This window comes from Actinoplanes derwentensis (assembly GCF_900104725.1).
Lineage (GTDB): Bacteria > Actinomycetota > Actinomycetes > Mycobacteriales > Micromonosporaceae > Actinoplanes > Actinoplanes derwentensis.
This window is the reverse complement of record NZ_LT629758.1, coordinates 9368751-9395244: the sequence shown is the minus strand read 5'-3', so window position 1 is coordinate 9395244 and position 26494 is coordinate 9368751. Positions and strand designations below refer to the sequence as shown.

At 70.3% G+C, this 26494-nt stretch carries 29 protein-coding genes; 11 read left to right on the top strand and 18 right to left on the bottom strand.

The genetic code is table 11. From position 1 onward, the window contains the following. Positions 1-80: 80 nt before the first annotated feature. Positions 81-563, top strand: coding sequence for an NADPH-dependent FMN reductase (locus tag BLU81_RS42015; protein WP_092554591.1), 483 nt, complete (start codon positions 81-83; stop codon positions 561-563). A 9-nt stretch (positions 564-572) separates the two neighbouring features. Here the strand turns inward: BLU81_RS42015 and BLU81_RS42010 are convergent, their stop codons facing one another. From BLU81_RS42010 to BLU81_RS41990, 5 genes are read right to left on the bottom strand one after another with little or no spacing between them, the layout of a single operon-like run. After that, positions 573-2183 (bottom strand): S8 family serine peptidase, encoded by a 1611-nt coding sequence (locus BLU81_RS42010; protein ID WP_092554589.1) that lies wholly within the window; start codon positions 2181-2183, stop codon positions 573-575. Positions 2184-2222: 39 nt separating this feature from the next. Continuing rightward, complete coding sequence (locus BLU81_RS42005) at positions 2223-2849, bottom strand: response regulator (RefSeq protein WP_092554587.1); 627 nt, start codon at positions 2847-2849, stop codon at positions 2223-2225. Beyond that, a complete protein-coding gene (locus BLU81_RS42000) occupies positions 2846-3985 on the bottom strand; it encodes a sensor histidine kinase (protein WP_172890720.1) in 1140 nt (379 codons plus the stop codon). The genes BLU81_RS42005 and BLU81_RS42000 overlap by 4 nt, the downstream gene beginning before the upstream one ends. 5 nt (positions 3986-3990) lie before the next feature. Next, positions 3991-4416, bottom strand: a complete 426-nt coding sequence (locus BLU81_RS41995; RefSeq protein WP_092554585.1) for an ABA4-like family protein — start codon at positions 4414-4416, stop codon at positions 3991-3993. Further along, complete coding sequence (locus tag BLU81_RS41990) at positions 4413-5318, bottom strand: hypothetical protein (protein WP_092554583.1); 906 nt, start codon at positions 5316-5318, stop codon at positions 4413-4415. Before BLU81_RS41990 ends, BLU81_RS41995 begins: the two co-directional genes overlap by 4 nt. Before the next feature lie 111 nt (positions 5319-5429). Between BLU81_RS41990 and BLU81_RS41985 the strand changes: the two genes are divergently transcribed. The 3 genes from BLU81_RS41985 to BLU81_RS41975 all read left to right on the top strand — a co-directional run bounded on the left by BLU81_RS41985 (position 5430) and on the right by BLU81_RS41975 (position 8294). Beyond that, on the top strand, positions 5430-6857 hold the full coding sequence (locus BLU81_RS41985) for a hypothetical protein (protein WP_231953773.1): 1428 nt from the start codon (positions 5430-5432) through the stop codon (positions 6855-6857). Beyond that, on the top strand, positions 6854-7396 hold the full coding sequence (locus BLU81_RS41980; protein WP_092554581.1) for a nucleotidyltransferase family protein: 543 nt from the start codon (positions 6854-6856) through the stop codon (positions 7394-7396). Before BLU81_RS41985 ends, BLU81_RS41980 begins: the two co-directional genes overlap by 4 nt. A gap of 94 nt (positions 7397-7490) precedes the next feature. After that, positions 7491-8294 carry a pectate lyase gene (locus BLU81_RS41975; protein WP_231953772.1) on the top strand — a complete coding sequence of 268 codons (804 nt, stop codon included), beginning with the start codon at positions 7491-7493 and terminating at the stop codon, positions 8292-8294. A gap of 329 nt (positions 8295-8623) precedes the next feature. Here BLU81_RS41975 and BLU81_RS41970 read toward each other — a convergent pair whose 3' ends face one another. Beyond that, on the bottom strand, positions 8624-9028 hold the full coding sequence (locus tag BLU81_RS41970) for a hypothetical protein (RefSeq protein ID WP_157752004.1): 405 nt from the start codon (positions 9026-9028) through the stop codon (positions 8624-8626). A 389-nt stretch (positions 9029-9417) separates the two neighbouring features. Beyond that, positions 9418-9747: a helix-turn-helix domain-containing protein gene (locus BLU81_RS41965; protein ID WP_231954893.1), complete on the bottom strand. Its 330-nt coding sequence runs from the start codon at positions 9745-9747 to the stop codon at positions 9418-9420. A 17-nt stretch (positions 9748-9764) separates the two neighbouring features. On the opposite strand from BLU81_RS41965, the gene BLU81_RS52180 reads away from it, so the two are divergent. Beyond that, positions 9765-10094: a type II toxin-antitoxin system RelE/ParE family toxin gene (locus BLU81_RS52180; RefSeq protein WP_407923875.1), complete on the top strand. Its 330-nt coding sequence runs from the start codon at positions 9765-9767 to the stop codon at positions 10092-10094. A 51-nt stretch (positions 10095-10145) separates the two neighbouring features. Continuing rightward, positions 10146-10451, top strand: coding sequence for a helix-turn-helix domain-containing protein (locus BLU81_RS41955; RefSeq protein WP_092554577.1), 306 nt, complete (start codon positions 10146-10148; stop codon positions 10449-10451). Between the two features lie 7 nt (positions 10452-10458). Here BLU81_RS41955 and BLU81_RS41950 read toward each other — a convergent pair whose 3' ends face one another. From BLU81_RS41950 to BLU81_RS41940, 3 genes are all read right to left on the bottom strand, one after another. Beyond that, positions 10459-11349: a GlxA family transcriptional regulator gene (locus BLU81_RS41950; RefSeq protein WP_092554575.1), complete on the bottom strand. Its 891-nt coding sequence runs from the start codon at positions 11347-11349 to the stop codon at positions 10459-10461. A gap of 7 nt (positions 11350-11356) precedes the next feature. Continuing rightward, positions 11357-11941 (bottom strand): isochorismatase family protein, encoded by a 585-nt coding sequence (locus tag BLU81_RS41945; protein WP_092554573.1) that lies wholly within the window; start codon positions 11939-11941, stop codon positions 11357-11359. Positions 11942-12065: 124 nt separating this feature from the next. Next, positions 12066-13628, bottom strand: coding sequence for a DUF6194 family protein (locus BLU81_RS41940; protein WP_092554571.1), 1563 nt, complete (start codon positions 13626-13628; stop codon positions 12066-12068). 82 nt (positions 13629-13710) lie between these two features. On the opposite strand from BLU81_RS41940, the gene BLU81_RS41935 reads away from it, so the two are divergent. Beyond that, positions 13711-14382, top strand: a complete 672-nt coding sequence (locus BLU81_RS41935; RefSeq protein ID WP_092554569.1) for a TioE family transcriptional regulator — start codon at positions 13711-13713, stop codon at positions 14380-14382. A 53-nt stretch (positions 14383-14435) separates the two neighbouring features. On the opposite strand, the gene BLU81_RS41930 is transcribed toward BLU81_RS41935, so the two are convergent. The 4 genes from BLU81_RS41930 to BLU81_RS41915 form a co-directional block, all read right to left on the bottom strand. Continuing rightward, positions 14436-14846, bottom strand: coding sequence for a PRC-barrel domain-containing protein (locus tag BLU81_RS41930; protein ID WP_092554567.1), 411 nt, complete (start codon positions 14844-14846; stop codon positions 14436-14438). Positions 14847-14919: 73 nt separating this feature from the next. Further along, entirely contained in the window at positions 14920-15846 is a 927-nt protein-coding gene (locus tag BLU81_RS41925; protein ID WP_092554566.1) for a sugar kinase, read from the bottom strand. Next, a complete protein-coding gene (locus BLU81_RS41920; RefSeq protein WP_092554564.1) occupies positions 15843-16481 on the bottom strand; it encodes a bifunctional 4-hydroxy-2-oxoglutarate aldolase/2-dehydro-3-deoxy-phosphogluconate aldolase in 639 nt (212 codons plus the stop codon). The genes BLU81_RS41925 and BLU81_RS41920 overlap by 4 nt, the downstream gene beginning before the upstream one ends. A 43-nt stretch (positions 16482-16524) precedes the next feature. Beyond that, positions 16525-17076 carry a hypothetical protein gene (locus BLU81_RS41915; RefSeq protein WP_231953771.1) on the bottom strand — a complete coding sequence of 184 codons (552 nt, stop codon included), beginning with the start codon at positions 17074-17076 and terminating at the stop codon, positions 16525-16527. A gap of 88 nt (positions 17077-17164) precedes the next feature. Between BLU81_RS41915 and BLU81_RS41910 the strand changes: the two genes are divergently transcribed. After that, positions 17165-18070 carry an NADP-dependent oxidoreductase gene (locus BLU81_RS41910; protein WP_092554562.1) on the top strand — a complete coding sequence of 302 codons (906 nt, stop codon included), beginning with the start codon at positions 17165-17167 and terminating at the stop codon, positions 18068-18070. Here BLU81_RS41910 and BLU81_RS41905 read toward each other — a convergent pair. Further along, entirely contained in the window at positions 18060-18944 is an 885-nt protein-coding gene (locus BLU81_RS41905) for a TetR/AcrR family transcriptional regulator C-terminal domain-containing protein (RefSeq protein ID WP_092554560.1), read from the bottom strand. The two genes, BLU81_RS41910 and BLU81_RS41905, sit on opposite strands and share 11 nt — an antisense overlap. A 102-nt stretch (positions 18945-19046) precedes the next feature. Between BLU81_RS41905 and BLU81_RS41900 the strand changes: the two genes are divergently transcribed. Then, the gene (locus BLU81_RS41900) at positions 19047-20213 is read left to right on the top strand and encodes an FAD-dependent monooxygenase (protein ID WP_092554558.1); all 1167 of its coding nucleotides are present in this window, start codon (positions 19047-19049) and stop codon (positions 20211-20213) included. Here the strand turns inward: BLU81_RS41900 and BLU81_RS41895 are convergent. Together BLU81_RS41895 and BLU81_RS41890 are read right to left on the bottom strand one after the other, a co-directional pair. Then, positions 20201-22288: an N-acetylmuramoyl-L-alanine amidase gene (locus BLU81_RS41895; protein WP_092554556.1), complete on the bottom strand. Its 2088-nt coding sequence runs from the start codon at positions 22286-22288 to the stop codon at positions 20201-20203. The two genes, BLU81_RS41900 and BLU81_RS41895, sit on opposite strands and share 13 nt — an antisense overlap. A gap of 116 nt (positions 22289-22404) precedes the next feature. Next, complete coding sequence (locus tag BLU81_RS41890) at positions 22405-22881, bottom strand: TspO/MBR family protein (protein ID WP_092554554.1); 477 nt, start codon at positions 22879-22881, stop codon at positions 22405-22407. Between the two features lie 35 nt (positions 22882-22916). Between BLU81_RS41890 and BLU81_RS41885 the strand changes: the two genes are divergently transcribed. Further along, positions 22917-23708, top strand: coding sequence for an SDR family NAD(P)-dependent oxidoreductase (locus tag BLU81_RS41885; protein ID WP_092554553.1), 792 nt, complete (start codon positions 22917-22919; stop codon positions 23706-23708). Here BLU81_RS41885 and BLU81_RS41880 read toward each other — a convergent pair. Beyond that, entirely contained in the window at positions 23690-25390 is a 1701-nt protein-coding gene (locus BLU81_RS41880; protein WP_092554551.1) for a glycoside hydrolase family 13 protein, read from the bottom strand. The genes BLU81_RS41885 and BLU81_RS41880 overlap by 19 nt on opposite strands. Positions 25391-25472: 82 nt before the next feature. Here BLU81_RS41880 and BLU81_RS41875 point away from each other — a divergent pair, with 82 nt between their 5' ends. Continuing rightward, positions 25473-26474, top strand: coding sequence for a glycosyltransferase family 4 protein (locus tag BLU81_RS41875; RefSeq protein ID WP_092554549.1), 1002 nt, complete (start codon positions 25473-25475; stop codon positions 26472-26474). Positions 26475-26494 lie beyond the last annotated feature (20 nt).

The following is a 26494-nucleotide window of genomic DNA, read 5'->3' as shown; positions in this document are numbered from 1 at the left end:
CGGATAACTAGGATATTTCAGCGCCACAGCTGGGCTTTCCCAGGGAGTGGACCGTCAACAGAGAGAAGGCGCGAGCCGAAATGACGGGAATCGTGGTGGTGTCCGGCAACCCGCGAGCCGGGTCCCGGACCTCAGCGCTGGCCGTGGCGGTCGGTGCGGCGATCGCCGGCCGGCTCGGCTCACCACAGCCGCACGTGATCGAGGCCGGTTCCCTCGGCCCGGGTCTGCTCGTGCCCGGTGACGAGGCGACCGCGGCCGCGGTCGCCGTCCTAGGCGAGGCGAACCTGCTGGTCGTGGCGACCCCCACCGACAAGGGCAGCTACACCGGCGTGCTCAAGGTCCTGCTCGGCCAGCTCCCGGCCCGGGCGCTGGCCGGTAAGCTGGCCGTGCCGGTGGTGACCGCCGGGGTCACGACGCAGGCGACCGCCGCCGAGGCGCTGCTCCGGCAGCTGCTGGTCGAGCTGGGTGCCATCGTGGTCCGGCCCGGCCTGCCGGTGCTGGAGTCCGACCTGCCGGAGTCGGCCGCGATCGCCCAGAAGTACGCCGCCGCCCTGGACTGGTGAGCCCGGCCGTCAGCTGACGGTGACCGTGTAGAGCCTGGTCGCCGTCTGTCCGGCGGTGTCGGTGAACCGCACCGTGAAGGTGAATTCGCCGGCCGTGGCCGCGGTGCCGCTGATCATCCCGGAACCGGCCAGGGCGAGACCGTCCGGCAGGGCGCCGGACGCGAGCGTCCAGGTCCCCGCGCGGCCACCGGCCACGGTGAGCCCCTGCTCGTAGTCGTCACCGGCGACCGCGCCGGGCAGCATCGCGGTCTCGATCACCGGAGCCGACGCGAGCACCGGGATGATGATCTTCTTCGTCACTGCCTGCGGCACGTAGTCGGTGAACCGGACGGTCACCGGGTAACGGCCGGCCTTCGTCGGCGTACCGGACAGGACCCCGGCGGCGGAGAGCGACAGGCCCGGCGGCAGCGAACCGGAGGCGAGCTTCCAGGTGCCCCGGCGGGACGGCTTCAGGGCCAGCCGCGCCGAGTAGGCGACGCCAGCGGCGGCGTTCGGGGTCTGGCCGGTGGTGATCACCACGGCCTTCGGTGGCGCCGGGACGTAGAGCAGCCGGTTCGGGCTGCCCTTACGGTCGGTGATCTTGCCCTTGGTCGAGTCGGCGATCAGCTTCGCCTGCACCTTCGCCGGGGTCCAGTACGGGTACGCGTCCAGGATCAGCGCCGCCGCACCGGCCACGTGCGGGCTGGCCATCGAGGTGCCGCTGTACTTCGCCGTCGCGGTGTTGCTCGCCGCGGTGGCCGACTTGATGTTCACACCCGGCGCGAACAGGTCCACCAGCTTGCCGTAGTTGGAGAAGTACGCCCGCCGGTCCTTGCTGTCACCGGCCGCCACCGTGACCGCCTGCGGCAGGTCGGCCGGGCTGCTCAGCGACGCGTTGACGTTCTCGTTGCCGGCCGCCACCACGTAGGTGACACCGGAGGCGATCGAGTCGGCTACCGCGTAGTCCAGCGACGGGCTCCGTCCGCCACCGAGACTCATGTTGGCGACCGCCGGGCGGACCGCGTTCTCGGTCACCCAGTCGACGCCGTCGATGATGTCGGAGATGTAGCCCTCACCCTGGCAGTCCAGCACCCGGACGGCCACCAGCTTCACCTTCTTCGCCACCCCGTAGGTGGAGCCGCCGATCGTGCCGGCCACGTGGGTGCCGTGCCCGTTGCAGTCGTCGGCGACCGCGTCGTCACCGACGAAGTCGTAGCCGTACGCCGCACGCCCGCCGAACTGGGTGTGGCTGATCCGGATCCCGGTGTCGATCACGTAGGCGTGCACCGCGTCGCCGTCGGCGGACGGCCGGTAGGTCTTGGACGGCTTCACCGCGCGCTGATCGATCCGGTCCAGGCCCCATGTCGGGTTCTTCTGCACACCGGCCAGCGAGACGATCCGGTCCACCTCGACGGACCGCACGTTCGGGTCGGCGGCCACCCGGCGGGCCTCGGCGGCGGTCATCGTGGAGACGAACCCGGGGAAGGCCCGGAAACCGCGCACCAGATCGCCCGCGGTGAACCCGGGCGCGCTGTCCCGCATCGTCACGATGTAACGATCCTCCGGCTGGGCGGCCTGTGCCGGGGACGGGACCACCAGAGCGGCAGCGGCGACCAGCGCGGCAAGGATCGTCTTTCGCATGACCGCCGTGATCGGCCGCCGGAAGCCCGGCTTGAGGATTCACCCCCGATGGGCGAGCAGCGCCAGCCGGACCCGGTTCGGGCTGCCGGTCTTGGTCATCAGCGCGGTGATGTGCGTCTTCACCGTGGTCACCCCGATGTGCATGCGCTCGGCGATCTCGGCGTTGCTCAGGCCCTCCGCGACCAGGCCGAGCACCTCGTTCTCCCGGACGGTCAGGCCGCCGACCACCGGGCGCTGCTCCGGGCGGGCGTCCACCGCGCGCCGGACCAGCCGACGCAGCACGTCCTGACTGAACGGACTCTCCCCGGCCGCCGCCTGCCGGATCCCGTGCAGCAACTCCTCCGGAGGCGCGTCCTTGAGCAGGAAACCGCACGCGCCGGCCTGCAACGCCGGGTAGAGGTGGTCGTCGTCGCCGAACGTGGTCAGCACCAGCACCCGCGACGACGGACGAGCCGCGACGATGCGGCTGGTCGCGGTGATCCCGTCGACACCGGGCATGCGCAGATCCATCACGATCACATCCGGTACGAGCCGGGCCGCCGACTCCACCGCCAGGCGCCCGTCCCCGGCCTCGCCGACCACCTCGATGTCGGGCGCGGCGTCGCACAGCATCCGCAGGCCGGCCCGGATCAGTTGCTGGTCGTCGACCAGCAGCACCCGGATCACGCGGTCTCCCCCGGCAGCATCGTCGCCACCCGCCATCCCTTCCCGGACGGTCCCGCCGACAGCGTCCCGCCCAGCACCTCGGCCCGCTCCCGCATGCCGGTCAGGCCGTGCCCGCCACCGGACGGCACCTCGCGGGTGCCCGGCAGGCCGCCGTCGTCGGTGACCTCCCAGTCCACATCGGATGCGGTGAGCGTCACCCGCAGCCGGGCGGTGGCGGACGGGCCGGCGTGTTTGGCCACGTTCGTCAGCGCCTCCTGGGTGAGCCGGAGCACGGCCAGACCCCGGACCGCGTCCAGGCCGCCGACCGACGGATCGATCTCGGCCTCCACGTTCACCCCGGCCAGGCGGGCCTTCTCCACGGCACCGGCCAGCGCGGCGGGCAGAGCGGACGGTTCGATGGCGGTCAGCGAGGCGTCCCGGCGTACCTCATCGGGGTCTCGCAGGACCGTGACCAGCCGCCGCAGGTCACCCAGCGCGTCCGACCCGGTCCGGTGGACGTCGTCGAAGATCTCCGCGACCCGCGGGTCGAGATCGGGCAGCACGTGCCGGCCCACGCCGACCCGCAGCACCATCGACGCGATGTGATGCGCGACCACGTCGTGCAGCTCACGGGCGATGGCACTGCGCTCGTCGGCGCGGGCCGCACGCTGCTCCGACTCGACCCGCCGGGCCTCCTGCTCGCCCAGCTGGGCGGTGGTCCGCCCGACCGTGCCGAGCAGGATCGGCACGGCCAGGTTCGTGGTCAGACCGGCCAGCCCTTCACCGATGCTGTCGGCGTGCGGCAGGCCGAGCGTCAGGTAGATCACCGAGACTAGGCCCGCTCCGGCACCGACCCAGGCCGGGCGCGGCGCCCAGAACGCCAGCTCGCCGAGCGCCCACGCGGTGCCCACCTGACTGATCGTCGGATCGTCGAGCACCACCAGGGAGACCGCGAACAGCGCTGCCTGGGCCAGCAGGTTGGCCGGCCGGTGCCGGTGCAGCAGCAGCCCGGAGACGAACGCCAGCACCGCGAGCGCCCACTGCGGCCCGGTCGGCGGGTTCTGGGTGCCGCAGACCACCAGCAGATAACCGAGACCGCTGAGGATCAGCAGCAGCATCCGCGGAAGTGTCTCCCGCGCGTTGAAGAGCCGCGCCATGCCCGTCAGCCTAGGGGTTCGCGCCACCACGGGCGCACCGCCAGGTAGACGGCCAGCCCGACCGGGCCGAGCAGGATCGTCAGCAGCAGGATCGGTGCCATCAGCAGCACCGGAATCCCGCGCTTCCGGCTGTCCAGGTAGGACCATCGGCCGACGAACAGGTCGAAGGCGATGAAGTGGGCCCAGCCGGCCGCCGCGCCCTCGGGCGTGCCGAGCAGCGCCTGGATCCCGTCCAGGGTCGGGTTCGTCACGGCCGGCCACACCTCGCCGAACGAACCGGCCACCAGCACCCCGTAGATCGCCACGATCGGCAGCGCGATCAGCGGGCTCGACACGATCCGGTGCGTCCACGACCACTTCGGCAACAGGATCATCAGGGCCCAGAACGGGGCGGCCAGCAGGAACGTCAGCTCGAACAGGAACGCGGTCACGAGCGGCCCCGGATCGCCACGGCGCTCGCACCGGCCGTCAGCACCGCCAGCGCGGCGAACCCGGCCAGGGTGATCGAGTCCGGCGAGGTGAGCGGCTGCGCGCGCAGCGCCTGCCAGGTCAGCAACAACACGAGTCCGGCGTACGCGCTTCCGCCGATCAGCACAAGCCCGGCGCGCACCCGTTCGGTCAGACCGGTCCACCGGCCCAGCGCGTACGCCAGCAGCGGCAGCGCCTGCAGGGCGTGCAGCCCGACGAAGTGGGCGATCCGCAGATCCCCGCCGGTGGTGCTCCAGCCGGTGATCGGCATGCTCGGCCCGCCGTCCGGCACACCGACCGCGTGCGCACCGATCAGCCCGCTCGCGGTCTGCTGGGAGGTCATCAGGACCGCTACGGCCATGCCGAGCAGCGAGACACCCAGCCCGAGCCGGATCGCGAAGGCGGTCGGCCGGTCCGGGATCCGCTGCCGCAGCGCCACCACACCGATCGCCGTCTGGGCGATGAACAGCACCATGATCGAGGTGCCCATCGCCGACCAGAGCAGCGCGTTCAGCGGGGTGCTGACGTTGTAGTGGCTGGCCTGGCCGCGGAGCACCTGGGCGATGATGACCGCCAGTTCGATCACCGACATCCCGACGATGACGACACCGGCCCACTCGGCGGCGCGGCTGCGGCGGGGCAGCACGGCCAGGATCCAGGCGAGGGTCCAGCCGTAGAAGATGAACGAGACGGCGAACTTGAACGGCTTGAGCCAGATCGGCGCGCCGGTCACGATCCGGTCGTCGAGCAGGATCCCGGCGCCGGAGATGACGGCCAGGACCACGGCTGCGGCGCTGAGCCAGAGCAGCGGTCTGTTCCAGCGGGCTTCCGCGCGTACGGCGGGCAGACTGTCGATGGTGGTCATGTCCTCACCGTGGCCCTTTCCGCGCGCCGAATCACCCGACCGGGGGCCGTACCGGCGGCCGGTCGGAGGAGGGCTTCTCCTCCGCTGGTAGGAGACGGCGATACTGACGCGGTGGATCACACCGCCCCCCTGATCGATTTCCCCGCCGACGAGTCCGGACGGCGCTCCAGCACCGCTTTCGGGCGGGCCGTCGTCGCCGACGCGCTCCGCCAGGTCGACCCCGCCGCCGCGGCGGCCGCGGAGCGGGAGAGCGACTGGCGCCGTGGCTACCCGCGCCACTTCAAAGCCCTGGTCGAGACGGGTCTGGCCGCCGGCGGCGCGGCCGGTTACCAGATCGCCGAAGCCGGGCTCGCCTCGGTGCAGGCCCGCATCCGGTACCGGCGGGACGACGGCGACTTCACCCTGGCCCAGGCGCTGATGGCGGCGCCGGAACGCTCGCTGGAGACGGTCGAGGTGAAGGGGACCGCCCGGCCCGAGACCGAGGTGGTCCTGCCGTACAAGGGCGAACTGCTCCGTGGCGACGCCCTGCGGCGACAGCTCGACGCCTGGGTGACCGCCGGAGTGATCGAGGAGTCGGGTGCCGAGGCCGTCGGTGAGGTGGCCGCCTCCCCGGACTGGCTGGACCTCAGCGACCAGGTGCTGGTCGCGGCCGGGGCCGGCACCGAGATGGGCCCGGTCGCCTCGGTCCTCGGCTGGGGCGGCACCGTCCTCGCCCTGGACCTGCCCCGGGAACGCGTCTGGGAGCGGGTGGAGAAGATCGCCACCGCGGGCGCCGGCCGGCTGCTCGCCCCGGTCAGCGGGGAGACCCCCGGCGCAGACCTGCTCAACGACCTGAGCGCGGTGGCCCAGTGGCTGCTCGGCTTCGAGGGCCGGCTGATCCTCGGCAACTACGTGTACGCCCCCGGCGGCGCGTACCCGCTGCTGGCCGCCGCCGTCGACGCGCTCGGCACGCACCTGCGGCAGCACCGGCACGACACGGCGGTCGCGTTCCTGGCCACCCCCACCGACGTGTACGCCGTCCCGGAGGCCGCCGTCACCGACTCCCGGAACCGTTACGCCACCCGGCCGGCCCGGTCCAAGGCGGGCGCGCTGCTCACCGGCGGCCGGATGCTGCGCCCCAACTACCCGTACCCCGGCGAGCCCGGCATCAACGACAGCCTGGTGCCGCAGCAGGGCCCGAACTACGCCCTCGCCAAGCGCATCCACCGGTGGCGGGCCACCGTCGCCCGCCGGGACTCCACGGTCGGCTTCACCGTGGCGCCGCCGACGAACACCCGCTCGGTGGTCAGCAACCGGTGGCTGGCCGCCGCCTACGCCGGAGCGCACCTGTTCGACGTGGAGATCTTCGAGCCGGAGACGGCGAGCAAGCTGATGGCGCTGCTGCTGGTGCACCAGATCCGCAAGCCCCGCTCGGCCGCACCGGCCGCCTGGCAGGACGAGGCCTTCGCCGCCACCCACGGCGGCCTGTGGCGGATCGCCTACCAGCTGCGGACCGCGCTGCCGCTGGCCGCCGTCCCCGGCCTGGTGCTGTCGCGATGACCACCGCCGGGCTGGTGCTGGCGGCCGGGGCGGGCCGCCGCTACGGCATGCCGAAGGCGCTGGTCCACTACGAGGGCCGGTTGCTGGTGCAGCGGGCCGTCGCCGTCCTGGAGTCGGCCGGCTGCCCCGCCACGGTGGTACTGGGTGCGGCGGCGGAGGAGGTCCGGGCAGCGGCTGGAGATCTGGTCTCCATCACGAATCCCGACTGGGACACCGGAATGGGCTCGTCGCTGCGGGCCGGGCTGCGCCATCTGGCCGGGACCGACGCGACAGCGGCCGTGATCCTGCTGGTGGACATGCCGGGCGTGACGCCCGAGGCGGTGCGCCGGATCGTCGCTCACGCCAGGCCGGATGCTCTCGTGACGGGCGGTTACGGCGACCGGCGGGGCCATCCGGTACTGATCGGCCGGGACCATTGGAACGGGGTCGCGGCCACGGCCACCGGCGATCGCGGGGCGCGTGACTATCTGCGCGCCAACCAGGTGATGGTGATTCCGGTCGGCGACATCGCCGACGATACCGACATCGACTTTCCGTAACCGTTTGACGACGCAAGATTACGAGCAACCTTTCGGCAGGAGCGGGCCACTACCCCAGTGGAATCGCTTTTCCCGCTCCTACGAAGGGTCGCTCGTGTTCAAGAAACTGCAGAAGCGCTGGCGTGCCGGCCTCGTGACGGTTGTCGCTCTCAGCCTCGGCATGGGCGCTGTGGTCTATACCCAGGGCGCTTCCGCGGCGACCTTCCCGACCGCCACCGGCACCACCAAACTGACCGCGAGCAAAGCGGTCTCCGGCACTTTCGACGGCGGCCTGAAGCGTTTCGTCGGCAGCGGCGCGCTCGGCGGCGACAGCCAGGACGAGGGCCAGGACCCGCTGTTCACGCTGGCCGACGGCGCCACCCTGAAAAACGTGATCATCGGCTCGCCGGCCGCCGACGGCGTGCACTGCCTCGGCTCCTGCACGATCTCCAACGTGTGGTGGGAGAACGTCGGCGAGGACGCCGCCACGTTCAAGGGCGGCTCCAGCGCCAAGTACACGGTCACCGGAGGTGCCGCCAAAGGCGCCGACGACAAGGTCTTCCAGCACAACGGCGGCGGCACCCTGACCGTCAGCAACTTCGCGGTCAGTGACTTCGGCAAGCTGTACCGCTCCTGCGGCAACTGCAAGACCCAGTACAAGCGCAGCGTCGTCCTGAAGAACGTCACCGCCACCGCCCCCGGCGGCAGCCTGGTCGGCATCAACTCCAACTTCGGCGACACCGCCACCCTCTCCGGCATCACGATCAGCGGCGACAGCAAGAAGAAGATCGCCATCTGCGTGACCTTCAAGGGCAACAAGACCGGCGCCGAACCCACCAAGGTCGCCACTCAGACCGCGGCCACCGGCGGCGACGGCACGAACTGCAAGTTCAGCACCTCGAACATCACCTACAAGTGACCTGCTTACGCCTTGCTGAAGCGCGATTCCGGCGCTTTCCCCCAGTAACGGCGTAAGCCTCCGAAGAAACGGCCGGATCCGGTGCCAGACGGGTCCGGCCGTTCGGCGTCACACCATTCTTTTTCGTACGCTGAACGCACAGCCCCGTGGCCACATCCCCGGCAGTCCGCACACCGGGCCGACTCCGGGCTTCCGGGCCGAAGCGGCCCAAGACGCCAACCCAGCGTGGTGACATACGGTCCGATCCGCACCCGAAGTCACCACACAAGTCGCCGTCTGCCATCGCGTGGCAACCTACGGTCCGATCCGCACCAGGTGTGGGCTGAAGCTCAGGAGACGTAGTCGAACTGCACGTTCTTCGGACGGAAGTCCGTGTCCGCGGAACTCGCCGGGTCGGACGGCCAGTTCGGCGTTGACGCGCCGATGGCGTGAATCGCCGTCCGGCACAGATTCAATGCGACACCGACCGCTTCGGTATCACTCGCGGCGGCGACGAGAAGATCGATCGTCACCTCGCTGAGGTCCGAGTCGCTCGACGTCGCCGGATCCTTCAGCCCGTCGTTACAACCCTCCAGATCGAGCAGTGCCTCCATGAGTTGCTCGCCCACCGCGTGGAGTCGCTCAGTCGGCAGCGGCTGACCATCCCGGTCACCGACGGCAAACGAAAGCTCCAGTCGAAGCTCAACCATCAGTCGTCCCTTCCTCGTCACCAACAGGGCTTGTTCCGCGCCCACTGCACCACATGGTTCGCGTAGTGCGCGCTGCTCGGCGTCAGATGTATCTGTCGCTGATGAGCACCGCACGAGCAGCGAGCCGTGTAGTACTTCGGCGGGTTCAGGATCTTGATCCGTGTTCGTGGAGCGTCTGTAGTACGTCCTCCAGCTCCTTCTTCGGATGCTTCGCCCAGTAGCCCAATACCGCCCTCCGATCGACCTGCCAGGCCAGCGGATACCAACCGAACCACCTCGCGCCGGCGTTACCTCAAGTCAGACATCCAGCCGGTAACCACATCGAACCGCACTTCCCGGAACGAACAACATGTTCTGCATGATCGGTACGCGAATAAGGCCGCCCAGCGACAAGACCAGGACTACACAGTGGAGGGCGACTGCCTAGCTGAGGCTCACTCCGCCGGGGCGCGGGAGCGGAGGCGGCGGAGCATGCGGGCGTCGGTGAAGCCGACTGCTCGGGCGGCGGAATCCGTGGTGGCGCCGTGGCCGATCAGGTGTTCGGCGCGTTCGACGCGGAGTAGTTGCTGGTAGCGCAGTGGGGTTCGGCCGGTCGCGGTGGTGAAGAGGCGGGTCAGGGTTCGTTCGCTGACGCCGGCCGTCGCTGCCAGGTCGGACAGGGGCAGGGTGGGCTGTCCTGCTGGTCGTCGCCGTTGCGGCGGGCGTAGGCCACCATCTCGCGGGCCACCAGGGCGGCCTCGGCCGGACCGTGGGGCTTTTGGCATCGTCACCGCATCGCTATATGCTCGCGTATATGGGGGATCGGTATGACGTCGAGCTAGAGCCCGAGGTCAGAAGGTGGCTGGACTCGCTCCCTCTCCCGGCATATCGGACAGTTGAGTTTCATGCGGACAGGCTCGCTGAAGCACCGACCACGCTTGGCGAGCCATACAGCAAGCATCTTCAGGGAGCGGTTCGCGAGCTGAGGTTTCACCTCGGCCGGGTTGCCTGGCGGGTCACCTACTGGGGTTGCGCCTCAGCGTCGGATCGTGTTGCTGACGGTCTTCCGCAAGACCCGTGCTCGGGAGACGAGCGAGGTCGAGCGTGCCATCGCCGCGCAGAAGGTGTGTGAAAGTGAGCACAGGGCAGCGGCTCACCTCTACGACCGTGAAGGAGATAGGCGATGAAGGGATACCACACCAAGTGGGCTGTTCCGGACGAGCATCGGGAGAGCGCCGAGTACATCGAGGCCGGCACCCGGATCGCCCTCGGCCAGGCCGTTTATGACCGGCGGACCGTCCTGGGAATCAGCCAGGCCGAGCTTGCCGCGCGGGCCGGAACCACACAGACGGTGATCTCGCGGCTGGAGGGTGGCGCAGTCACGCCCACGCTCCCTCTGCTGCATCGCCTAGCGAGTGCACTGCAGGGCGAGCTGGATCTCCAGATCACCGGCACGGGTATGCACGCCGAGTTCCGGCTCGCCTCGTAGTCGAAGGTCATCGCACCGGGGTGCGGGAGCGGAGGCGGCGGAGCATGCGGGCGTCGGTGAAGCCGACTGCTCGGGCGGCGGAATCCGTGGTGGCGCCGTGGCCGATCAGGTGTTCGGCGCGTTCGACGCGGAGTAGTTGCTGGTAGCGCAGTGGGGTTCGGCCGGTCGCGGTGGTGAAGAGGCGGGTCAGGGTTCGTTCGCTGACGCCTGCCGTCGCTGCCAGGTCGGACAGGGGCAGGGTGGCCGTGAAGTCGGCGTCGATGCGGTCCTGGACTCGGTGGACCACGTCGTTCAGGTGGGCTCGGTGGCGCAGCATGGCGCTGTCCTGCTGGTCGTCGCCGTTGCGGCGGGCGTAGACCACCATCTCGCGGGCCACCAGGGCGGCCTCGGCCGGACCGTGGCGCTGGGCTACCAGATGCAGGGCCAGGTCGATGCCACTGGCGATGCCGGCTGAGGTGACCACCCGGTCGTCGCTGACGTAGAGCACGTCCCGGACGACCCTCGCCGCTGGATGGCTGCGGGCCAGCCGGTCCTGCAGGCCGTGGTGGGTGGTGCAGTGGCGGCCGTCGAGCAGCCCGGCCCGGCCGAGAGCGTCGGCTCCGGCGCACACGCTGGCGACCGTGCCGCCGGCGGTGTGATGCGCGGCGATCCGGTCGAGGGTGCCGGGGGTGAAATAGCCGTGGCCGTCCCGCCAGCCGGGCACCAGCACCAGGTCACCGGGGCCCAGCGACGGCCAGGACGACGAGGCGACCAGCGGCACCCCCTGCCAGGTCGGCACCGGCGATGTCTCGGCGTAGTAGAGCAGCTCGTAGCCCGGCGCGGTGGAGAACACCTGGGCCGGGCCGGCGAGGTCGAGCAGGTGCACCTGCGGGGTCAGGACGAACAGCACCCTGCTCACGATCCGGTCACTCCCCGAGGATCTCCGAGACGGTCTTGACGGTGGCAAAGCGGCCGGCCAGCGCGTAGACGGTGCGGGCCACCACGTCCTCGGCCGACAGCGTACGGGGGTCGGCCAGCAACTGTTCCACGGTCTGGTCGGCGGGGGCGTCCGGGTGCGGGATCGGGCTGGTGGAGGTGGCGTCGATCGCGAACGTCACCTGGTAACCGAGGTCGGAGGCGAACCGGGCGGTGGTCTCCACGCACTGTTCGGTCCGCAGTCCGGCCACCGTGATCGACCGGACTCCGGCGACGGTGAGCAGGTGCTGCAGGTTGGTGGTGGTGAACGCGTTGTGCACGGTCTTGACCAGCAGCGGCTCCCCCTCGGCACGCGGCAGTTCGTCGACGACCCGGACGAAGCCGCTCTCCGGGTCGAAGACGCCGCCGGTGCCGGGTTCCGAGTGGATCACCCAGATCACCTGGTCACCGGCGGCGCGGGCGGCTTCGACGAGGCGGCTGACGTTCTTCACCACGTCGGGGTTGCTGTTGGTGGCCCAGAGCGGCCGGGCCCGGAACGATTCCTGGACGTCGATCACGACGAGTGCGTTGGTCATACCTGAATCCAACGCCTGCCGGGGCCCGGGCAGAAGGCATCATCGGGCCGGGCCCCGGAACGATCCGGTCAACAGAGAGGAGTCAGTAGACAGGAGTCACCAGAGCGGAGTCGACGGAGAAGAGTCAGCGCTGGCGGGCGAGTGACCGGACCCGTGCGTGCTCCAGCAGGCGGTCCAGCTCAGCCGCGGTGGACGGCCCGGGACAGACCACGCTGGCCCAGCCCTGGACCGCGTAGGCCGGATGTGGCATGAGTGTGTCCACCACCGCGAAGTCGATCTTCTCCTGGTGGGTGGCGAACTCTTCCGGCCCGTACCCGAAAAGGGTTTTGAACTGCGCTCTTCCGACCTCGACGTTGACCCGGTAACGCCCCGGCCCGGACAACTGCGAGCGCTCGTCGAAATCGGGCACGTCGTGCAGGACGATGGTGGCGAACGGCCGCATCCGGTCCGCACCGGCGAAGAAGAACCGGTCCTCCCACGTGTAGGACGGCATGTCGGACCCGGTGGCGATCCAGGTCTCGGTCACTCCGGGCATCCCGGCGATCCGGGCCGCGTCGGCGGCGCCCGGCCGGTGCCCGATGTGCAGGATCGCGTCGGACGTGCCGGCCAGGCTTCCGGTCAGCGGGAAGTGCCCGAGCACTTCGGTCTCCCGGTCGTGCAGACCGTCGGCGGGCGGGGGCGGGAAGACGCCGGTCGAAGGGCCGAGCCGATTCTCGTACGTGCCGGGTTCCGGCTCGTCCAGACCGGCGAGGCCGCTGGCGCCCAGACTTCCGGCGATGAACACGTACCGCTCGCCGAGCAGCGCGGACACGATCGAACCGGCGCCGGACCATTCGGCGGCCATGTCCACACCCTCCCAGTGGGTCTCCCAACTGCTGGACGGCCGCTGGAGGTGGGCGTTGTGCGCGAAGACCATGGTCGGGCCGCGGTCGCGCTCGTGGGTGCGGATGTCGAGCAGGTTCCGGGCCATGATCGCGTCCCGGGTGCTGAGCAGGCGTCCGACCCGTTCCGACTGGGTACCCGGGTCAGCCATCGCCGCGTGGTAGCTGAGCAGGCCGATCGCCGTCGTGGCGAGCACCTGGGCCCGGTACCAGGCCGGCGCGGAGGACTGCTGGATCAGGTGCGGTGCGTCGGCGTACAACCGGGTCTGAAGGTCCTCGGCCAGACCGCGCAGCGCGAGAGCCTCGGGTGACCGGCCGGGAGAGCGCGTCGCGTCGTACATGATCTCCGGTGCGGTCCAGCGATCCTCGTCGTCGTCGAGGACCACGGCGACGCCCAGGTAGCCGGCGAGTTCCCGCAGGTAGCGAACCGGACTGGGAGCCGCCTGGATCTCGGTGGGGGCGTCGAACCCGTGGAAGGTGATCCGCTCGGCGTCCGACCGGTCCGCGTTGTGAACCCGCAGCCAGTCGATCAGCTCGCGAGTCGGCGGCCGGGAACCCCAGTCGTGGCTGATGCCGGTGGACAGGTCGAGATCGTCGCGGCGGCCCTGCACGTAGTCGTCGACGGCGAGTGCGGCGGCCCGGTCCGACTCGATGACGATCGAGCGGAAACCGTGCCCGGCGAGGGTCTCCAGGATCCGGTTGCGGAGCCGGGCGAACGCCGGTTCGCCGTGGTAGGGCTCGCCCAGCGCGAGCAGGTGTGGAAGGCGCTCGGAGATCAGTGCGGACAGCTCGGTGTCGAAAGCCATGACCTCAACCGTATCGTTGAACCACCGTGTGAAGGTTTCTTCGAGTATCCACTGGGAGAGTGCTCTGAAGTCTCAAATCGGGGTGCACCGGCCGGTGGATCTGGCGCGGGCGCACGGGCTGTCCGCGCAGGCGATCCGCAACTACGAGCGGGCCGGGGTGATCCCGCCCGCGAGGCGGACCGAGAGCGGCTATCGGATCTACACCGACGACCACGTGAGCGCCTTGTCGGCTTACATCGGACTTCTTCCTGGGTACGGCTACGAAGCCGCCGGAACGATCATGCGAGCCGTGCTCCGCGGCGATCTCGACGCCGCCCTGGCCGCGATCGGCGCCGCCCATGTCCAGCTCCAGCGCGATCGGGAGACCCTGGCCCGGGTGGCATCGGCGGCACACGCCCTCACTTCGCGAAAGACCGACAAACACCTATCTGTCGGTACGCTCGCTCACCAGCTCGGCGTCACCCCCGCCACCCTGCGCAAATGGGAACACGCGGGAATCCTCGCCCCGGCCCGCGAGCAAGGAGCCCGGGTCTACTCCCCCGACGACGTCCGGGACGCCGAACTGGCCCACCTGCTACGGCGCGGCGGTTACCGGCTGGACCACATCGCGACCGTGATCGAGCAGGTCCGCGCGGCCGGCGGCCCCGGGCCCCTGGCCGCGTCGATCGAACAGTGGCGGGAGCGGATCACCGCACGCGGCCGGGCCATGCTCACCGGCGCGGCTCGGCTGTCCGGCCACCTGGACCGGGCCTAGACGCACGTCGCCCCGCCCGTGGGGGATACGGGCGGGGCGACGGGTCTGTGCGATCAGCGAGGGAAGTCGCGGTAACTACCGGTGTAGTAGTCACCCACCTGCTGACGGTATTCCGGCGACTCGAAGGTCTCCTTGTCGTACTCCGGAGACTCCTTGATCTGCTCCTTCGTACGGTCCACGTAGACCTTGCGCTCGTCGTGGTCGAACGTCTGAACCGTGCCGGCCGGCAGGAGGACCTTCGAACCGAAGATCCACGGGCCGGTGTCGACGACCAGGAAGGAGTCCCCGACGTCGTGGCTGGCCTTGTCGATCGAGCCGATGTGACCATCGGTGGCCTCGACCTTGTAGCCGACCAGATCCACGCCGGTAGTGCCGAATTCGTCGGCAGTCCGCGCCGTCACCGGGTCGTTGCCCGATGTCGACGGCTCGCGCCATGCCCACGGAGTGAACGGCGTCGGTTGCATAACGGTCTCCTCAAATAGTTGACTTGTCCGTCGAGCAATGGATACCCGGCCAGCCCGCGGGCTAACCACCGTTCTATCGATTTATGTCGCCGCCGGAGAGTGCGGCCAGCTCAGCGCGGTTCGGGAGTCCTTCACAGTCACCCGGGACGGTGACCGCGAACGCACCCGCGGCGATCGCCGTCCGCAGCCGCCCGTGTGCGTCCACACCGGCCAGCCGGTCGGCCAGGTACCCGGCCACGAAGGCGTCCCCAGCCCCGACCGGGTCGATCGCGGTCACCGGCAGCGCGGGCACCTCATGACGTGCGCCGTCGATCACTGCCACACAACCGCGCGCCCCGTCCTTGACGATCACTTCGGACGGACCGAGCCGGGCCAGACCGTCCACCGGGTCCTTCGAGTCCACGAAGATCGCCGCCTCGTCCGGGCCGGCGAAGACCACATCGGCCCGGCTCACCAGATCACGCAGGACCGGGGCCGCGTCGGCGCGGGACCACAACTTGCTCCGGTAGTTGACGTCCACCGACACCGGCACCCCGGCCGCCCGCGCCTGTTCCACGGCCTGGAAGACCGCCGCCCGGCAGGTGTCGCTCAGGGCCGGGGTGATGCCGGTGACGTGCACGATCCCGGCCGCGCGGATCTCGTCGAGCGGGAGGTCGGCGGGGCTCAGCCGGGAACCGGCACTCCCGGCCCGGTGGTAGTCGGCCTGGATGAACTGGGCCGACCGCTGATAACGGATCATCAGACCGGTGTGGGCCGGGTCGGGGACCGCGATCACCCGTACCCCAGCGGCTCGAAGTCTGGTTTTGATCAGACCGCCGGCCGCGTCCGGGCCGAGCCGGCCCGCCCACGTCGCGGACCCGCCCAGTCGCGCCACCCCGATCGCGACGTTGCTCTCCGCGCCGGCGACACCGAGGGTGAAGCCGCGGGCGTGCTCGATCGGGCCGATCTGGTCGGCGACGAAGATGCCCATCGACTCGCCGAGCGTGAAGAGGCCACTCATGAGCGGGCGAACGCCACGGCGTCCACCGCGTGCCGGGCCCGGGTGGCGAGGGCGGTGAGGCTGCCGCCGACGGCCGCGTCACCGACCAGCGGACCGCCGACACCGACCGCGACCGCGCCCGCGACCAGCCATTTCGAGATGTCCTCCAGGCCGATGCCGCCGGTCGGCATGATCCGCACGTCCGGCAGGGGACCCCGGAGATCCTTGAGGTACGCCGGGCCCAGACCGCCGGCCGGGAAGAGTTTGATCAGCGGGGCGCCGGACCGGTGCGCCGCGTAGACCTCGGTCGGGCTGAACGTGCCCGGGTAGAACGGCACCGGCTGCGGTCCGAGGCCGCTGACCGGAGCCACCAGGAAGGACGCTCCGGCGTCGACGGAGGCTTTCGCGTCGTCCTCGGTGAGCACGGTGCCCGCACCGACCAGGACCGAGTCGGGCAGTTGCCGCCGCAGGCCGGAGATCGCCTCCAAAGCGCCGTGCGAGGTGAGGGTGACCTCCAGCGCGGTGATCCCGGCGGCGACCAGGACATCGGCGACCGCGGCGAATCCGGCGGAGGTGGGCGCGCGGAGGATGGCGACGATGCCACCGTCGGCGATGGCGGCGGAGACAGGATCGAGGGGAGTACGTAGATCAGTCACGCCCTCGATCCTGCCCGATGCAAACGTTTGCAGAAAGGGGTGCTCAGGGCACTTCCTTGGCCTTCCGCAGCGGTGCCCTCCCGTTGCGTGACGGCAGCGACTTCGGCGGAGTGTCCATGATCCCGAGTTCGTCCCGGACCGCCGCCTCGAACTGCTGCATCACCAGCGGCACCTGAGCCAGCAGCTCGCGGAAGTGGGTCTGCGGCTGCACCCCGGCCACCCCGGCCGGGTTCATCTCGCCGTGCAGACGCTCCAACTGCAGATGCACCGCCAGGGCCGCGCTACGCACCGGCCCCGAGGCGAGCAGCCGCACCGGCATCAGCGCCGGGCCGATCTGGTCGACGTAGTTCAAGGCGGTCGGCGGCTTCTCCCCCGACTCGAACGTCACCCGCAAGCGTTGCGTGGCGTGTTCGAAAGCGGCGAGCAGCCGGCAGTACGCCTCGTTGCGTTCGTCGTACCACCGACGGTCGCGGATGGTCCGGTTGAGCAGTTCACTGTTACGGGCGAAGACAAGGTGCGCCGCCGCGGCACCGGCGAGTGCGAACACCACCGCCACCAGGGGCAGCCCCCACCACGGGATCTGAGACACCCGCATACCGTATCGAGCCCCGAGTGTGCGGGCTGCAATCAGCTCCCCCTTCGGGGCTTGACCTCAACCTTCATTCAACTCGCAGACTGCCCGGATGAGAGCCGCTGTCTTCCGCGTCTACGGTCCGCCCGACGTCCTGCACCTGGCCGAGCTGCCCGATCCGGTGCCCGGTCCCGGGGAGGTGCTGGTGCGGGTGCGGGCGGCCGGGGTCCAGCCGTTCGACGTCGCGGTCCGCCAGGGGCGGATGCCCTGGGTCAAGGCCTCTTTCCCGCAACAGATCGGTCAGGAGTACGCCGGGGTCGTCGAAGCGCTGGGTGCGGGTGTCGACGGGTTCGCCGTCGGGGACCCGGTGATGGGTTCGACGATGCTCAGTGGGGCCGCCGAACTGCTGACGGTCGCCGCCGAGAACGTGGTCCGCAAACCGGCCGAGCTGGACTTCCCGACCGCGGCCGGGCTGGTCGCCGCCGCCCAGACCTCCAGCGGGGCCCTGCGTGAACTCGGCGTCACCGCCGGCGACGTACTGCTCGTGCACGCCGGTGCGGGCAGTGTCGGCACGCTCGCGATCCAGCTGGCGCGGCTCGCCGGGGCGATCGTGCTCGGCACCGCCAGTCCGCGCAACCACGACTTCCTGCGGGAGCTGGGAGCGGTCGCCGTGCCGTACGGCGACGAACTGATCGACGCCGTCCGCGCCACCGGCCTGGTGCCGACCGTCGCCCTCGATGCCGCCGGCGGGCCGGCTGTCGCCCAGTCGATCGCCCTGGGTGTCGCGCCGGCGCGGGTCGGCACGATCGTCGACGACGAGGCCGCGGCCGAGCACGGCGCCGTCGTGGTGCGGGCCGCGCGGTCACCGCAGCGGCTCGCCGAGGTCGCCGCCCTCGCCGCCGCCGGGAAGGTCCGGACCCGGATCAGCACCCACCCGTTCGACCGGATCGCCGAAGCGCACGCGGAGGTGGAGTCCCGCCACGGCCGGGGCAAGGTCGTCGTGACGATCACCGATTGATCCACACCGCCAAGCCGTCGAGCAGACGGGCCAGGCCGAACTCGAAGAGCACGTCCAGGTCGAACTCGAAGTCCAGATCGCCCCGGAACAGCTGCTCGTAATGCGGCGCCGGGTGCTGCTCTACGAACCGGGCGAACACCCCGGCCTGGCGTTCCATCCACTGTTCGTCGGAGATCCCGGTGTCCCGCACGGCGAGCGCCTCCGGCTCCAGCCCACTGGCCACCCCGCGCACGAAACTGAAGAGCAGCACCTGCACCAGCATCCGGTCGGTGACCCCGAGCCCGGTCGGCCCCAGCGCGCCCATCAGCCATTCGCCCAGGCGCAGCGCGTTGGGCGCCGGTTGCGGGCGGGTCACCGACATCGACGGCCCGAGCCACGGGTGCCGCTGGAAGGCCGCCCACAGGGCGCGGGCGCACCGGTCCAGGTCGGTGCGCCAGTCGCCGGTGTAGCGGGCCGGGACGCGCAGGTCGCCGAGCGCCGCGTCGATCATGGCGTGGACCAGGTCGTCACGGCTCGGCACGTGCCGGTAGAGCGACATCGTGGCGACGTTCAGCCCGGCGGCGATCCGGCGCATGGAGACCTCGGCGAGACCGTCGCGGCCGGCGATGGTGATGGCCTCGGCGACGATGCGGTCCAGGCTGAGATCGGTCTGTTTCGGCGGGGCCGGGCCGGCCACCACCGTCCCGACACCGGGCCGGGCGGTCGTCAGGCCCGCCTCCCGCAGTGCCGCGTGCGCCTTGGTGGCGGTGGCGATCGCGACCCCCCACTCGCGGGTGATGGCGCGGGCCGACGGCACCCGGTCGCCGGGCCGGAGTTCACCGGTCTCGATGCGGCGGCGGATCTCCGCGACGATCCGGCGGTACGGGGACTCCATGGTAGTACACCAGCCTTTCCGTACTAGTGCGGTTTGCCCTGGATATTAACGGTGCCTAACGTCCAGTACATCGATGTACAGAGTACGCAGAGGGGCGGGGAGATGCGTGTACTGATTTCCGGGGCCGGGATCGCCGGGCCCGCGCTGGCGTTCTGGTTGCAGCGGGCCGGCGCCGACGTGACAGTGGTCGAGCGGACACCGGAACCGAGGCCGGGCGGGCACGCGGTCGACGTGCGCGGGGTGGCCCGTACCGTTGTGGAGAAGATGGGACTGCGCGAGCAGATCCGGGCACGGCAGGTCGACGAGCGCGGTTTCGCCCTGGTCGACAGTGCCGGGCGGCGGCTCGCCGAGTTACCGGCCACCGCGTTCGGTGGTGAGGGCATCGTCGCCGAGATCGAGATCGCCCGCGGCGACCTGGCTCGCATCCTGCTGGAGGCCACCACCGGAACCGATTACCGGTTCGGTGACCGGATCACCGCGATCGACGGCGGCCGGGTGACGTTCGCCAGTGGCGGTAGCGCCGACTACGACGTGATCGTCGGCGCTGACGGCGTCCACTCGTCCACCCGGCGGCTGGCCTTCGGCCCCGACGAGCGGTTCGTCCGCTACCTCGGCGGCTACACGACCTACTTCACCGTGCCCGATCCTGGCGATCTGGACCACTGGCTGCTGATGTACAACGCCGTCGGCGGGCGGGTCGCCATGATCCGGCCGGAGAACGGCGGCACCGCCAAGGCCTCGCTGTCGTTCCCGCATCCGGATCCGTCGTTCGACCGGCTGCCCCGCGCCGACGCCGAACGACTGATCACCGCACGGCTCGCCGGGGCCGGCTGGCGTGTCCCGGAACTGCTGGCCGCGATGCCGTCCGCCGATGACTTCTACTTCGACTCGATCAACCAGGTGCGGGTCGACCGGTGGTGGAACGACCGGGTGGTCCTGCTCGGCGACGCCGGTTACTGCGGGTCACCGCTGGCCGGGCTGGGCACCAGCATGAGCCTGGTCGGGGCGTACGTGCTCGCCGGTGAACTGGCCACGGCCACCGACCCCCGGCAGGCGTTCGCGGCGTACCAGCGGGAGATGACCGACTATGTGGCGACCGGCCTCGAACTGCCGCCCGGCGGGATGCGCATGTTCGCACCACGGTCCCGGATGATGATCGGGCTCCGGGTGCTGTCGATGCGGATGATGACCCGCTGGCCGTCGAAGCAGATCGCGGAGCGCCAGTTCAGTAAGGCCGACGCCATCACGCTCCGCGACTATCGCAAGTAGACCAGGCCGTCCAGCACCACCGACGGCCGGCCCGCGGTGCCCTCGGCCTGCACCCGGATCGTGTGGGTGCCGCTGCTGCGCCAGGACCGGGTCCACACCGCGCGGGCGTACTGCGGCGCCGCCGACCGCAGATCGACCACACCCTGGAACTCGTCGTCCACATAGACGCGCACCCGCCCCGAGCCCGCCGTCCGACCGGCCACCACGGCGGCCGAACTGCCGGTGAAAGTCCAGCTCAGCGAGGCACCGGCGGCCGAGGCGGCGACGGCCTCACCGCCGAGATGACCCTGATCCCGGATCGCTCGCCAGGTCCCGGTCCGCGGTGCCTCCGCCTCCGTCAACAACACGGGGGTACGGGTGACCGAGTCGTTCGAGGAATTCCCGGCCCGGTCGGTGGCCGTGACGGTCCACGTCGCCGGGTCACCGAGCCGGGCCTTGTCCGCCAGCGATCGGGCCGCTCCGGACAGCGACTCGGCAGCCGAGCCGGACACCCGTACCGCGTCCAGTCCCGATGTGTCGGTGATCGACCAGCTCAACCGGACCGGCGCGGACACCCCGACCAGGCCCTCCCGCAACGACACCAGCGGCGTGCCGGTGAACTTCGGCGCCACCGGATCGGCCACCACCTGGGCCGTGGTCGTGGCGATCCGCCCGGACAGGTGAACCGCCCGCACCGTCACCCGGTGGGCGCCCGGTGCCAGCCGGACCCCGGCCTGCCGGTGCCCCGACGGCGCGGCCGCCGACAGCCGGCCGTCCACGTACACCTCGAACCGGTCCATCATCCGGCTCGGGGTGTCCAGGTTCCAGGCCGGACCGGCCGGGCCCCTCGTGTAGTACTTCCCGGCGTACTCCCGGGTCCCGTTCACCCCGCGGTACCGCAACCGTGCCGGGGCGGCGCCCGCGACCGCCCGGATCCCCGGCAACTGCGCGTACAGCGAGTTCCCCGGGCATTCGGTCCGGCCGGCGTCCCGGTGGCCGGAGATCCGGTTCAGGACCACCCTGGACCCCTTCGCGAACCGGTCGCTGCCGGTGGAGACCAGGCCGGCCTTGCCGAGCGGTGGATTCCCGGACGCCCCCAGCTTGTACGCGGCCAACTGCGCCACCGCCGCACGGGCCTCCGCCGAGATCCCGGTGGCCCGGAAGTCCCCGATCACCGCGATGGCGCTGGCGTTCTCGTTGAACCCCATCGTGTGCGCGCCGAGAACCGACCGGCTGACCCCACCGGCCCGCCCTTCGAAGATCCGCCCGCACTTGTCGACGAGGAAGTTGTAGCCGATGTCGTTCCAGCCCTTGCTACGGACGTGAAAGGCCTCGATGCCCCGGACGATGCTGGCCGACTGGGCGCACTCGTAGGCGTTCCCGGAGGCGGTGTGATGCACGAAGACGACGTGCACGGCCCCGGTGTACTCGGGCGGTTCGACGACCATCGCCTCGTCGGCGCGCCAGCCGTTCCGGGTCACCATCCGGGGCATCGGCCGGACCGGCAGCACGACCGCACGCTTCGCCGGGCCCGCGTTCCGGGCGGAGACCAACCTGGTGCCGACGGTGACCTCTCGCCGGACGGCACCCTCCGGGTTGATCAGGTCGACGCGGAGATCCGCCGGGAAGGGCCCGGCCCGGCCCGCCGTGACGACGCGGCTCTGCACGCCGTCGGACGGCCCCACCCAGAGTGGATCGCTGGAGCCACGGATCGCCGGCCCCTCCGCACCCACCGAGGCGTCCGGGTTGTCGATCTCCAGGGCCTGCCAGGACGTCCAGATGCCGGTGCCGGCGTGCCGGGTCCGGACCTCGACGACTCCGGCCGGGATCGACCGCGGATCGGCCCAGGTCACTCCGACCAGGCTGAAGGGTCCGGTGCTCCGCGGAGCCGTCGCGGCGACGTGCGGCCCGGCCGCGATCCCGGAGTAGACCGTCCGCGGGCGGCTCTCGGCCAGCGGAAAGGACTGCAGGACCGGACCGGCGGCGGCTCCCTCGGCCACGGGGCCCGGACCGGCGGCCGGTGCGTGCACGGCTACCGCCCCGGTGGTGACCACCAGGGCGGCGAGCAGACGTGCGGTGAGCCGGTTGCGGCGCATGTGAACTCCCCTGGCCACCGGCAGAACGGGTCATTTCGGATGCCCGGCGGCCAACAGACACCCTGCCGGTTAGCGGCAGAGCGGGTGGGGAGTTCGGTGAAAAAAGTTCAGATCTTTCAGTTCGCCAGCCAGATGGCGGCGTTCAGGGCGGTCGCGAACGTCACCCAGGCCCAGTACGGCAGCAGCAGACCCGCCGCGGGCGGTGACGTCGGGCGGAACTTCCACGCCGTGACCCCGATCAACACCCAGAGAACCACGATGTCGAGAAGGGCGAGACCGTATTGCCCGAACCCGAAGAAGATCGGGGTCCAGATCGCGTTGAGGACCAGCTGGGCCGCGTACCAGTTGAGGGCCGGTGACCAGCCGGTCCGGCGCCACACCAGCCAGCCGCTGACCGCGATCATCAGGTAGAGCACGGTCCAGACCGGGCCGAACACCCACGACGGCGGAGCCCAGGAGGGTTGCTGGAGGCTCTGGTACTCACCGGCGGTCCCGGCCACTCCGAGCCCACCGAGCCCGGCGGCCACCGCGGCGGCCGCCACGAACCCGGCCAGTCCGAGCCAACCCTGCTTGTGCATCACCTGGCTGGTCATGAGTACGCGTTACCCAGAGGCATACCGTTTCACTCATGGCCGTCGACTACCGCAACCAGACCACCCTGATCACCGGTGCCAGCTCCGGCCTCGGCGCCCTGTTCGCCCGGCGCCTGGCCGCGCGCGGCTCGAACCTGGTCCTCGTCGCCCGGCGTACCGATCGCCTGGAGAGCCTGGCCGCCGAGCTGTCCGGGGTTCAGGTCACCACGATCGGCATGGACCTGGCCCAGCCGGGCGCGGGCGGGAAGCTGGCCGCCGCGGTGGCCGAGCAGGGCATCGAAGTGACCAGCCTGATCAACAACGCCGGTTTCGGTACGCACACGCGGTTCCATGAGGCCGACCCGCAGCGGATCACCGACGAGATCACCCTGAACGTGACGAGCCTGACCGAGATCAGCCGGGCGTTCATCGAAGGGCTGCGCGCACACGGCGGCGGGGTGCTGGTCAACGTGGCGAGCATCGCCGCCTACCAGCCGGGCCCGACCCTCGCGGTCTACGCGGCCACCAAGGCCTACGTGCTCAGCTTCACCGAGGCGCTCTGGTCGGAATCGCGCGGCACCGGGCTGCGGGTGATGGCGCTCTCCCCCGGCCCGACGAACACCGAGTTCTTCGACGTGGCCGGGCAGAACGCCGACGGCGGCATGGCGCGGATGAGCGCCGACCGGGTCGTCGACCAGGCGATCCGCGCCCTGGACCGGCGCAACCCGCCGCCCAGCCTGATCACCGGCCTGCCCAACCGGATCGCGATCGGGGCGCAACGGCTGGCCGGGCGGCGGCTCACACTCGCGATTCTCGGCGCGATGATGCGTCAGACCGACCGGCGGTAGACGACGGCCTGCCAGGGGCCGAGAGTCAGGTCGTCCGGCGGGCTGTCCAGGTTGGTCAGCACGAGTTCGGCGCCCGCCCAGCCGTCGATCTCAGCGCGGACGGTCTCGCCGGTGAAGTTGCCGATCACCAGCAGTTCGGTGCCGTCGAGGCGGCGGGTGAAGGCGTACAGGCGCTCGTCGTGCGGCAGCAGCATGGTGAAGTCGCCGCCAGCCACCGCCGGTTCGGTCTTGCGCAGTTCGATGAGCCGACGGTAGTAGTGGAAGACCGAGTCCGGATCGGCCCGCTGCGCTTTCGCGTTGATCTCGACGTGGTTCGGGTTGACCGGCAGCCACGGCGTGCCGGTGCTGAACCCGCCGTTCGGCGAGTCGTCCCACTGCATCGGGGTGCGCGCGTTGTCGCGGCCGCGGGCCCGCAAGACCGTCAGAACTTCTTCGGGCGTACGGTTCTCCAGCTCGACCGCCTGCCGGTACAAGCCGCGCGCCTCGATGTCCTGGAACTCGTCGATGCCACCGAACGGGTGGTTCGTCATGCCGAGTTCCTCGCCCTGGTAGACGTAGGGCGTGCCGCGGTGCAGGTGCAGGACGGTGCCGAGCATCTTGGCCGAGACCGCCCGGTACTCGGGGCTGTCGTCGCCGTAGCGGGAGACCACCCGCGGCTGGTCGTGATTGTTCCAGTAGAGGCTGTTCCAGCCCACCTCGGCGAGCCCGGCCTGCCACCTGCCGAGGACCGCTTTGAGTTTGGTGAGCTGGAGCGGGAGGACCGTCCACGGGTCGGAGCCGCGGTCCACCCAGACGTGGTCGAACTGGAAGACCATGTCGACCTCGTGCCGTTCCGGGTCGGTGTGCAGGATCGCCGCGTCCACCGTGACGCCGGGCATCTCGCCGACGGTCAGCAGGCCGTCGCGTCCAGTGAAGACCTCCCGGTGCATCTCCTGAAGGAACTCGTGCAGTCGCGGGCCACCCAGGAAACCGGCGGAGCCGTCGGCGTACGCCGAACCGACCGGCAGTTGCCCGTCGGGCAGTGAACCGTCCGTACCGATCGTCTTGGAGATCATGTTGATGACGTCCATCCGGAAACCGTCCACCCCACGGTCCAGCCACCAGCGCATCATCGTGTAGACGGCCTCCCGCACCTGAGGGTTCTCCCAGTTGAGGTCGGGCTGTTTGCGGGAGAACAGGTGCAGGTAGTACTCACCGGTCGTCTCGTCGAACTCCCAGGTGGAGCCGCCGAAGACCGATCCCCAGTTGGTCGGCTCGGCACCGGGGGCACCCGGTTCCATGCCGGCGCGCGCGGGCCGCCACCAGTACCAGTCACGTTTCGGGGCGTCCTTGGACGATCGGCTCTCCTGGAACCACCGGTGCTCGTCGGAGCTGTGGTTCACCACCAGGTCCATGACGATCTTCAGGCCTCGCTCGTGGGCGGCGGCCAGCAGTTCGTCGAAGGTCTTCAGGTCACCGAAGAGCGGCTCGATGTCCTGGTAGTCGCTGATGTCGTAGCCGTTGTCGTCCTGCGGTGAGGGGTAGATCGGGGAGAGCCAGAGCACGTCGACGCCCAGTTCGGCCAGATGGTCGAGGTGGTCGATGATCCCGCGCAGGTCGCCCATGCCGTCGCCGTCGGCGTCCGCGAAACTGCGGGGGTAGATCTGATAGACGACCGACTGTTTCCACCACGAATCCGTCATTGCTCTTCTCTAACACGAGAACCGCCCGGTCGCCGGGGATGCATACTGTGCACGTGGTTATGCACGGGAATTCGGATTTGTCGTGAAGATCGCATTGCTGGGGCCGATCGCCTGGCGGACGCCGCCCCGGCACTACGGCCCCTGGGAGCTGATCACCAGCCTGCTGGCCGAGGGACTGACCGAACGCGGTGTCGACGTCACACTCTTCGCCACTCTCGACTCGGTGACGAAGGCGGCGCTCGACGGGGTGGTCCCCACCGGTTACGAGGAGAGCGCCGCGATCGACGGCCGGGTGTGGGAGGCGATCCATGTCAGTCACGCGCTGGCCCGCTCCGGCGAGTTCGATCTGATCCACAATCACCTGGACTGGCTGCCGCTGGCCTTCTCGGCGCACTCCCGCGCCCCGATGCTGACCACGGTGCACGGCTTCTCCGGGAACAACATCCTTCCGGCGTACGCGCGGGCCAGGTCACACTTCGTCTCGATCTCGGACGCCGACCGCTCCCCCGATCTCGACTACCTGGCGACCGTTCACCACGGCGTCGACCTGACCGGGCTGCCGTTTCAAGCCGACGCTGGTGATGATCTGATCATTTTCGGGCGTATTCACCCGGACAAAGGCACCGATATCGCCATCGAGATCGCCCGCCGGGCCGGTCGGCGGCTGGTCATCTGCGGAATCGTGCAGGACCGCGACTATTTCGCCGAATGTGTGGAACCCCTGATCGATGGGAATCGTGTCGTCTATCTCGGTTCGGTAGGCCCGCAGGAGCGAGGGGCTATCCTCGGCTCAAGTGCGGCCCTGCTGCACCCGATTCGGTTCGCCGAGCCGTTCGGGCTCTCCGTGGTCGAATCGATGGCCTGCGGGACGCCGGTCGTGGCGTACCGAAAAGGGTCCATGCCCGAAGTGGTGGACGACGGGGTCACCGGACGGCTGGTGGACTCGGTGGACGAGGCCGTTGCCGCGGTTCAGGGGATCGCGGCCATCGACCGGGCAGGCTGCTCGGCGCGTGCCCGGGAACGCTTCTCGGCGGAACGCATGGTCGACGAGTACCTGGCGATTTACCGAAAAATCGTCAGTTGATTACCTAAATCTTGTTAACG

Excerpts from the sequence above, each read along its gene's own strand:
- BLU81_RS42015 (WP_092554591.1), top strand. The coding sequence starts at position 81 with ATGACGGGAATCGTGGTGGTGTCCGGCAACCCGCGAGCCGGGTCCCGG.
- BLU81_RS42010 (WP_092554589.1), bottom strand. The coding sequence starts at position 2,183 with ATGCGAAAGACGATCCTTGCCGCGCTGGTCGCCGCTGCCGCTCTGGTG.
- BLU81_RS42000 (WP_172890720.1), bottom strand. The coding sequence starts at position 3,985 with ATGGCGCGGCTCTTCAACGCGCGGGAGACACTTCCGCGGATGCTGCTG.
- BLU81_RS41990 (WP_092554583.1), bottom strand. The coding sequence starts at position 5,318 with ATGACCACCATCGACAGTCTGCCCGCCGTACGCGCGGAAGCCCGCTGG.
- BLU81_RS41980 (WP_092554581.1), top strand. The coding sequence starts at position 6,854 with ATGACCACCGCCGGGCTGGTGCTGGCGGCCGGGGCGGGCCGCCGCTAC.
- BLU81_RS41965 (WP_231954893.1), bottom strand. The coding sequence starts at position 9,747 with ATGCCAAAAGCCCCACGGTCCGGCCGAGGCCGCCCTGGTGGCCCGCGA.
- BLU81_RS52180 (WP_407923875.1), top strand. The coding sequence starts at position 9,765 with ATGCTCGCGTATATGGGGGATCGGTATGACGTCGAGCTAGAGCCCGAG.
- BLU81_RS41955 (WP_092554577.1), top strand. The coding sequence starts at position 10,146 with ATGAAGGGATACCACACCAAGTGGGCTGTTCCGGACGAGCATCGGGAG.
- BLU81_RS41945 (WP_092554573.1), bottom strand. The coding sequence starts at position 11,941 with ATGACCAACGCACTCGTCGTGATCGACGTCCAGGAATCGTTCCGGGCC.
- BLU81_RS41940 (WP_092554571.1), bottom strand. The coding sequence starts at position 13,628 with ATGGCTTTCGACACCGAGCTGTCCGCACTGATCTCCGAGCGCCTTCCA.
- BLU81_RS41930 (WP_092554567.1), bottom strand. The coding sequence starts at position 14,846 with ATGCAACCGACGCCGTTCACTCCGTGGGCATGGCGCGAGCCGTCGACA.
- BLU81_RS41925 (WP_092554566.1), bottom strand. The coding sequence starts at position 15,846 with ATGAGTGGCCTCTTCACGCTCGGCGAGTCGATGGGCATCTTCGTCGCC.
- BLU81_RS41915 (WP_231953771.1), bottom strand. The coding sequence starts at position 17,076 with ATGCGGGTGTCTCAGATCCCGTGGTGGGGGCTGCCCCTGGTGGCGGTG.
- BLU81_RS41910 (WP_092554562.1), top strand. The coding sequence starts at position 17,165 with ATGAGAGCCGCTGTCTTCCGCGTCTACGGTCCGCCCGACGTCCTGCAC.
- BLU81_RS41905 (WP_092554560.1), bottom strand. The coding sequence starts at position 18,944 with ATGGAGTCCCCGTACCGCCGGATCGTCGCGGAGATCCGCCGCCGCATC.
- BLU81_RS41900 (WP_092554558.1), top strand. The coding sequence starts at position 19,047 with ATGCGTGTACTGATTTCCGGGGCCGGGATCGCCGGGCCCGCGCTGGCG.
- BLU81_RS41895 (WP_092554556.1), bottom strand. The coding sequence starts at position 22,288 with ATGCGCCGCAACCGGCTCACCGCACGTCTGCTCGCCGCCCTGGTGGTC.
- BLU81_RS41890 (WP_092554554.1), bottom strand. The coding sequence starts at position 22,881 with ATGACCAGCCAGGTGATGCACAAGCAGGGTTGGCTCGGACTGGCCGGG.
- BLU81_RS41885 (WP_092554553.1), top strand. The coding sequence starts at position 22,917 with ATGGCCGTCGACTACCGCAACCAGACCACCCTGATCACCGGTGCCAGC.
- BLU81_RS41880 (WP_092554551.1), bottom strand. The coding sequence starts at position 25,390 with ATGACGGATTCGTGGTGGAAACAGTCGGTCGTCTATCAGATCTACCCC.